8 protein-coding genes and 2 tRNA genes are annotated in these 8121 nt (G+C 53.7%); all 10 read right to left on the bottom strand.

Going from position 1 to position 8121, the window contains the following annotated elements; all coding sequences use genetic code 11:
* Nucleotides 1–3 precede the first annotated feature (3 nt).
* Nucleotides 4–80, bottom strand: a tRNA-Pro gene (locus tag VSS37_RS14780).
* Nucleotides 81–130: 50 nt separating this feature from the next.
* The gene (locus tag VSS37_RS14775; RefSeq protein WP_324696447.1) at nt 131–514 is read right to left on the bottom strand and encodes a MerR family transcriptional regulator; all 384 of its coding nucleotides are present in this window, start codon (nt 512–514) and stop codon (nt 131–133) included.
* Entirely contained in the window at nt 489–800 is a 312-nt protein-coding gene (gene ihfA, locus VSS37_RS14770; protein ID WP_324696445.1) for an integration host factor subunit alpha, read from the bottom strand. Before ihfA ends, VSS37_RS14775 begins: the two co-directional genes overlap by 26 nt.
* 16 nt (nt 801–816) lie before the next feature.
* The gene (pheT, locus tag VSS37_RS14765) at nt 817–3204 is read right to left on the bottom strand and encodes a phenylalanine--tRNA ligase subunit beta (protein ID WP_324696443.1); all 2388 of its coding nucleotides are present in this window, start codon (nt 3202–3204) and stop codon (nt 817–819) included.
* A gap of 18 nt (nt 3205–3222) precedes the next feature.
* Entirely contained in the window at nt 3223–4242 is a 1020-nt protein-coding gene (gene pheS, locus VSS37_RS14760; RefSeq protein WP_324696441.1) for a phenylalanine--tRNA ligase subunit alpha, read from the bottom strand.
* 150 nt (nt 4243–4392) lie between these two features.
* Complete coding sequence (rplT, locus tag VSS37_RS14755) at nt 4393–4752, bottom strand: 50S ribosomal protein L20 (RefSeq protein WP_324696439.1); 360 nt, start codon at nt 4750–4752, stop codon at nt 4393–4395.
* A 14-nt stretch (nt 4753–4766) separates the two neighbouring features.
* Nucleotides 4767–4967: a 50S ribosomal protein L35 gene (rpmI, locus tag VSS37_RS14750; RefSeq protein ID WP_002707451.1), complete on the bottom strand. Its 201-nt coding sequence runs from the start codon at nt 4965–4967 to the stop codon at nt 4767–4769.
* An 82-nt stretch (nt 4968–5049) separates the two neighbouring features.
* Nucleotides 5050–5583, bottom strand: a complete 534-nt coding sequence (gene infC, locus VSS37_RS14745; protein WP_324696449.1) for a translation initiation factor IF-3 — start codon at nt 5581–5583, stop codon at nt 5050–5052.
* A gap of 47 nt (nt 5584–5630) precedes the next feature.
* Entirely contained in the window at nt 5631–7553 is a 1923-nt protein-coding gene (gene thrS, locus VSS37_RS14740; protein ID WP_324696436.1) for a threonine--tRNA ligase, read from the bottom strand.
* A 56-nt stretch (nt 7554–7609) separates the two neighbouring features.
* A tRNA-Val gene (locus tag VSS37_RS14735) sits at nt 7610–7686 on the bottom strand.
* Between the last annotated feature and the right edge of the window lie 435 nt (nt 7687–8121).

Here is an 8121-nt window from a genome sequence, read left to right as displayed (position 1 = left end):
AATTGGTCGGGACGAGAGGATTCGAACCTCCGACCCCCACACCCCCAGTGTGGTGCGCTACCAGGCTGCGCTACGCCCCGACCGAAGGGATGCAAGCTTACCGTAACGGACAGGCAAGCTCAAGTTGAAATCAATGCCGCAGGATAGAGAGGATACGTTCCAGTTCCTGCACAATCGGCGCAACGTCCTGCCCATTCGCAACGGCTGTTTCAGGCGAAAATTGGGCAGGCGGCGGATTATGCGAATCTTCCAGCAACTTTTGCCGCGCGCCGCTGATGGTGTAGCCCTGTTCATACAACAAGGCCCGAATCTGGCGGATCAGCAAGACATCCTCCCGCTGATAATAACGCCGGTTGCCACGCCGCTTCATTGGCTTGAGGGAAGGGAACTCCTGTTCCCAATACCGCAACACATGTGTCTTGACGCCACATAAATCGCTCACCTCACCAATGGTAAAATAGCGCTTGCCCGGAATGGGCGGTAGCTGGCTATTCGGCGTCGCCGCTTCCTGCATATTCCTCTACCCGCTGTTTGAGCTTCTGGCCGGGCCGGAAAGTCACCACCCGCCGCGCTGTCACCGGAATTTCCTCCCCTGTTTTCGGATTACGGCCCGGACGCTGCGTCTTGTCTCGCAGCATAAAATTACCAAAACCGGATAACTTCACGTTTTTACCGGTAATCAGGGCATCGCTGATTTCGTCAAAGAACATCTCGACCAGATCCTTCGCTTCACGCTTGTTCAAGCCCAGTTCTTCGAACAAATGTTCAACCATGTCTGCTTTGGTTAATGTTATTGTCATGCACTGTCTCCCTGTTTTAACGCAACGTTGCGCCGACTTCTTCCTGAAGTGAAGCCACAACGCCTTCTACTATCCGGTTAATTTCCGCGTCTTCAAGAGTGCGCGAAAAATCCTGTAAAATCAAGCTTAAAGCAACACTTTTCCGTCCTTCCGGAATACCTTTTCCAGAATAGACGTCAAACAAATAATAGGACACCAACTGAGGAACGGCTGCTTTTCTCACCGCATTTTCCAATGCCACCGCCAACACATCCTCCCTGACCAGCAAGGCAAGGTCACGGCGGATAGCAGGGAAGCGGGAAATGGCCTGGTATTTTGGCAAAATACGTTGCGCCAGCAAACGCATATCCAATTCAAACAGATAAACCGGCTGCTCCAGCCCCAGTTTTTCCTCAATGCGCGGATGCAACATACCCATCCACCCGACCACATCGGTTTGTGTCATGATTTCGGCGGACTGGCCAGGGTGTAGTGCTGCATGCGCAACCGGCGCAAAATGAAACTGCACGCCAGCCGCCTGTTCCAGCAACGCCTCCACATCCCCTTTAAGGTCGTAGAAATCAACAGGCCGGTTCACCTGTCCCCATTGTTCAGGGTATAAATTACCCGTAATCACGCCCGCCAACCGGGTTTGCTGCTGTGGGTTGCCCGCCGTGTCCTTGAAAAAAGCCGGGCCGACCTCAAACAGCCGCACCCGTTGCTGCTGACGGTTCAGGTTATAAACAACCGAACGCAGCAGGCCTGACCACAGCGTGCTGCGCATGACTCCCAAATCAGCAGAAATCGGGTTGGCCAATACAATATTGTCCGCTGTCGGCGCAAGCATCAGCTCCATTTTGGGGTCAACGAAACTGAAGGTCACCGCTTCCTGATAACCGCGCGCCACCAACAGGTTGCGCAACCTGCCCTGCCCTACAGACTTCTCACTTGGCTGGATAATACGCGGCGCACGCGGACGCAATTCCGCTGGGATCGAGTCATAACCACGGACACGCGCCAGTTCCTCAATCAGATCCTCTTCAATGGCGAGGTCGAAACGCGCCAATGGGGCTTTCACCCACCAGCCTGACTCCATTCTGGAAAATTCACAGTTCAGGCGCGCCAGCACACCTTCCACAATCGCGTCATCCATGCTCACACCGAGCACACGGCGAATACGCTCCGGACGCAACAGGATGGATTTGCGCTCCAGCACGCTGGAATCCGCACAGAGATCAACCACCGGCCCTGCATCACCGCCACAAATGTCCACGATCAGCCGGGTTGCACGTTCCATCGCCTTGAGCGCCATATCCGGGTCAACGCCACGCTCAAAACGGGCGGCAGAATCAGTTTGCAGGCCATAGCTGCGTGCCTTCCCCATAATGACAGCAGGGCGGAAGTGGGCGCTCTCCAGAAAGACATTACGGGTGGCGTCAGTCACCGAAGTGGGTTCGCCGCCCATGACGCCAGCCATAGCAACCGGCCTGGAGCCGTCAGCGATCACCAGCGTATCGCGGCGCAGTGTCGCAGTCCGGCCATCCAGCATCGCCAGCATTTCACCGTCTTTGGCATAGCGCACTACAATGCCGTTTTGCAGCTTGTCGAGATCGAAGGCATGCATCGGCTGGCCCAATTCCAACAGCACATAGTTGGTCACATCGACTGTCGCTGAAATGCTGCGGATGCCAGCGCGGCGCAGTTTTTCCTGCATCCAAATTGGTGTCGGCGCTTGTGGGTCAATATTGCGGATAATGCGCCCGGCGTAACGTGGGCAGGCGTCAGCCGCCTGGACATCGACCGGGAATGTGTCCTCGCAACGCACCGTCACCGGTGCAATTTCTGGCGTCTTCAGTGGCGCATCCAGCACCAGCGCCGTTTCCCGCGCCACCCCGATCATGCTCATGCAATCGCCACGATTGGCGGTAATCGCCAGTTCGATCACTTCATCATCCAGTTGCAGGTATTCGCGGATATTCACGCCAACCGGCGCATCTTCCGGCAACTCCAGCAAGCCATCGGATTTGTCGGCTATGCCCAACTCAACTGCGGAGCACAGCATGCCGAAGGATTCAACCCCGCGCAGCTTGCCTTTCTTGATCTTCAGCTCCTTGCCATCCGGCAACGGCAAAACAGCGCCAAGCAACGCCAGCGGCGCTTTCAGGCCAGCACGGACATTGCTGGCCCCACATACAATTTGCAGGATTTCCCCTTGTCCGTTATCGACCTTGCAAACGCTCAACTTGTCAGCGTCAGGGTGTTTTTCACGTTCCACCACATGACCGACCACAATACCGGTGAAAGCGGCCGCCACCGGCTCACGAGCCTCCACTTCACAGCCAGACATGGTGAGCTTATCGGCAATTTCATCCAGCGTGTGCGGTGCACCGACCCACTCACGCAGCCATTTTTCACTGACTTTCATAAGTTTACTCCGCTTTATTCAGCTGAATTGTTTCAGGAAACGCACGTCGTTATCAAACATCACGCGCAAGTCATTGATCTGGTATCGCAACATCGCCAACCGCTCAACCCCGAAACCGAAAGCGAAACCGGTGTATTTTTCGCTGTCAATGCCGACATTTTTCAACACATTCGGATGCACCATGCCGCAACCCATCACTTCCAGCCAGCCAGTCCCTTTGCAGACACGGCAGCCGTCACCACCGCAATGCACACACTGGATGTCGGTTTCCGCTGAGGGTTCAGTAAACGGGAAGAAGGTGGCGCGAAAACGGGTCGGCAGCTCATCCACTTCAAAGAACGCCTTGAAAAAGGCTTCCAACATGCCTTTCAGGTCGGCGAAGGTGACATCTTCATCCACCATCAACCCTTCCACCTGATGGAACATGGGACTATGGGTCATATCGGAATCGCAACGGTACACACGCCCTGGCGCAATGATCCGCAATGGCGGCGGGTTATGTTCCATATGGCGGATTTGCACGGAAGACGTATGGGTGCGCAGCAGCGAGCCGCTATCCATATAAAACGTGTCATGCATGGCGCGCGCCGGATGCGACTCTGGAATGTTCAGCGCAGTAAAGTTGTGGAAATCATCCTCGATTTCAGGCCCTTCCGCCAGACTGAAGCCCAGTTGCGCAAATATCTCGCTAATCCGTTGAATGGTCAGGGTCACCGGATGCAGGTTACCCGTATCCATACGGCGACCCGGCAATGTCACATCCACTTTTTCGGCTTGCAGGCGGGCGTTCAACGCTTCAGCTTGCAGGCTTTGCTTACGGTCATCAATAGCCAGCGTCAGCGCCTGCTTGGCATTGTTGATTTCCGCACCAGCCGTTTTGCGCTCCTCCGGCGGCAATTTGCCCAGACTTTTCAGTTGCTCAGTCAGCAGGCCGCTTTTGCCCAGATACTGCACTCGCACCTGATCCAGCGCGGTGAGGCTGGCGGCCTGCGAAATCTGCTCATGGGCATGACCCATCAGTTCCAGCAAACTTTGCACGACGATTTCCTTTACTTGGGGGTTTGGTAGCCAATTTCCTCCCAACCGGAAAGCCAGGAGAATCAGAAAACAAAAGGCGGGGAGAGGCGTCAACCTTCCCCCGCCTTGCTCACCCGGTCAAGGGTGCTTTTCAGCGCACTTTAATGCAGCTCAGGCAGCCAGGGCAGTTTTCGCCTTTTCTGCGACTGCGCCAAATGCGGCAATGTCATGAACAGCCAGATCAGCCAGAACCTTGCGGTCAAGCGCAATGCCAGCTTTCTTCAAACCATTCATCATACGGCTGTACGACAGGCCAAACTGACGCGCGCCAGCATTGATGCGCACGATCCACAAAGCGCGGAACTGGCGTTTTTTCTGGCGACGGTCACGGAACGCATACTGGCCAGCCTTGATGACCGCCTGATGCGCAACACGGTAAACCCGGCTACGGGCACCGTAATAACCCTTTGCCTGCTTCAGAACCTTTTTGTGACGGGCATGTGCCGTTACACCACGTTTTACTCTTGCCATGTTTCAAACCCTCCTTAGGCGTAAGGCAACATTTTCTGGATGCTGGCGTGATCCGCAGCAACAACATAGTTGTCGCCGGAACGCAGCTGACGCTTACGCTTGGTGGATTTCTTGGTCAGAATATGGCGCAGGTGTGATTGTTTGCGCTTAAACAGGCCACTACCCGATTTTTTAAAGCGCTTGGCCGCAGCACGGCTGGATTTCATCTTAGGCATCTTTGTCTCCTTCAACTAGAGGTAGATAAAACACCCTGCAAGAGTGCCTCGCCTTGGCAGGATGGTGTTGGGGGAAATCCCCCTATTTCTTTTTCGGAGCGAGCATCATGACCATCTGACGGCCTTCAAGTTTGGGGAACTGTTCGACAGACGCCACTTCCTCCAGCTCTTTTTCAACCCGCTTGAGGACTTCCATACCCAGTTCCTTGTGCGCCATCTCACGTCCTTTGAAACGCAAGGTAACTTTTACTTTGTCACCTTCGTCCAAAAATTCGCGCAGCTTACGCATCTTGATCTGGTAATCGCCCTCGTCCGTTGCTGGACGCATCTTGATTTCCTTGACCTGCACCTGCTTTTGGTTTTTACGGGCCTGGGCGGCTTTCTTGCTTTCGTCAAAGCGGAATTTGCCATAATCCATGATACGGCAAACCGGCGGCTTCGCATTGGGCACGATTTCCACCAGATCAAGTTCAGCATCGTAAGCCATTTCCAGCGCTTCCCGTAGGGAGACAACGCCTTTATTCTCACCTTCTGCATCAATCAGACGAACTTTCGGAACATTAATGTCGTCATTGATACGGTGTTCTTTCTCAAGAGCGATAAGTTTAATCCTCATTTTCAATTATTTTCCGCCACCTTAAGTGGCAGAAAATAATTTGATTACTACAAAAGCGATAATCCGCGCGCAGCAATCTCCCCGTTCAGACGTTGCTGGACTTCGGCCAGCGGAAGAATTCCCAAGTCTTTACCGGAGCGCGTGCGCACGGCGACAGATTGCGTCTCCACTTCACGGTCACCGACTACCAACAGATAAGGGACGCGTTGCATGGTGTGTTCGCGGATTTTAAAGCCAATTTTTTCATTTCTCAAGTCCGCGACAGTGCGGATGCCCGCCTGTTGCAATTGCCTGACCGCATCCTGCACAAAATCTGCCTGCTTATCGGTGATATTCATCATCACGGCTTGGGTCGGTGCCAACCACAATGGGAACTTGCCTTCATGATGCTCAATCAGGATGCCGACAAAGCGCTCCAATGAGCCAAACAACGCGCGGTGCAACATCACCGGACGTTTGCGCGTGTTGTCTTCCGCCACATAAGAGACGTCGAACCGCTCCGGCAGGTTCATATCCACTTGCAAAGTGCCGCACTGCCAATCACGGCCAATGGCGTCACGTAATACGAACTCCAATTTCGGGCCGTAAAAAGCGCCTTCACCAGGAAACAGGGTATATTCTAACCCCATACTCTCCAAAGCGTCAGCCAGTGCCGCTTCCAACTTGTCCCAAACTTCATCAGAACCAATGCGGCTTTCTGGGCGGGTGGAAAGCTTGATGCGCACATTGTCAAAGCCGAAGTCCTTGTAGATGTCGAGCACCAATGCGACCACATCCTTGCATTCCTGCGCCATCTGCTCTTCGGTGCAGTAGATATGGGCGTCATCTTGGGTAAAATGGCGCACCCGCATCAGGCCGTGCAACGCACCGGATGGCTCATAACGATGCACTTTACCGAACTCCGCCATCCGCAGTGGCAGGTCGCGGTAACTTTTCAAGCCTTGCGCAAACATCAGCACGGAACCGGGGCAATTCATCGGCTTGAGCGCAAAAACACGGTCATCTTCAGTCTTAGTGGTGAACATGTTTTCACGGTAGTTAAACCAATGGCCGGAAATCTCCCACAAACTGCGATCCATGACATCCGGGGTATTGACCTCGACGTAACCCGCACGCTGCTGACACTGGCGCATATAGCCGATCAGTTCCTGAAAGACTGTCCAGCCTTTCGGATGCCAGAATACGGCACCTGGCGCGTCTTCGTGGAAATGGAACAAATCAAGCTGCCGCCCAAGTTTGCGATGGTCACGCTTTTCCGCCTCTTCCAGCATGGTCAGATAAGCTTGCAAATCCTTTTTGTTCGTCCAGGCCGTGCCGTAAATGCGCTGCAACATTTCCTTGCTGGAATCGCCACGCCAGTAAGCCCCCGCCACCTTCATCACCTTGACGGCCGGAATCCTGCCGGTGCTCGGCACATGCGGCCCACGGCACAAGTCGATGAAGTCGCCTTGGCGGTAGAGGGAAAGCGTTTCGCCGACAGGGATGCTTTCAATGATTTCGGCTTTGTAGGCTTCACCCATATTTCTGAAAAAGGCGATCGCCTCATCGCGCGGCATAGTGCTGCGTTCGACCGGAATATCCTGCTTGATCAACTCCTGCATCTTCGCGTCAATCGCCTGCAAATCTTCCGGCGTGAATGGGCGCGGAGAAGCGAAATCGTAGTAGAAGCCGTTTTCAATGGTCGGGCCGATGGTGACCTGCACATCCGGAAACAGTTGTTTGACCGCATGCGCCATCAAATGGGCAGATGAATGACGGATAAGATCAAACCCTTCTGCATCCTTGGCGGTGACAATGCTCAACGAAACGTCATGGTCAATCAGATGGCTGGCGTCAACCAGCTCGCCGTTAAGCTTGCCTGCAAGCGTCGCCTTGGCAAGGCCTGCGCCAATATCAGCCGCAACATCAAGGACAGAAAGGGGGGATGGATAGGAACGTTGACTGCCGTCAGGGAGAGTGATGATAGGCATCTTGTGCTCCAGTGGTGACCTATACGAGGGGTCACATGGTTGTAATGGATAAAGGATGGTAGGCGTAATTGGACTCGAACCAACGACCCCCACCATGTCAAGGTGGTGCTCTAACCAACTGAGCTATACGCCTGCCGTTGAAGGAGGGAGATTATAGCGGGATGTTCCAGAAGTGCAAGCGGTTTTTACATTGGCTCATTATGTGTTTCGGAGCCTCGGCAAAAAGTCCGCCTAAGACCATGGGAACTATTTATTATCAACATGTTATACTTTATTCACCCGCATCTGAAACGACCAAGACCCCGAAACACATAATGAGCCTTTACATTTTGTTACATTCAGTGTGGTATGCATCCTGAGCCAAAGGTATGATGACAGTCGTTGATCAACTATATTTACAAGTGGTATGGCGTTATTCCTACAAAAAGGAGCCACTTCAATGCCACCTGGCAAAACCACCAAATAAAAAAGAGCCGTCAAGGCGATAGAGTTTAGAGAGCACAATTCTGTCACGAGTAAGTATCCCCCGGCAAAGCCGGGGGCTTTAGAATATGTGAGCCGCTCAAAG

It is taken from the genome of Candidatus Thiothrix phosphatis (assembly GCF_035668035.1).
Classification (GTDB): domain Bacteria; phylum Pseudomonadota; class Gammaproteobacteria; order Thiotrichales; family Thiotrichaceae; genus Thiothrix; species Thiothrix phosphatis.
The sequence above is the reverse complement of the archived record's forward strand: the minus strand, read 5'-3'. Positions and strand labels throughout refer to the sequence as shown.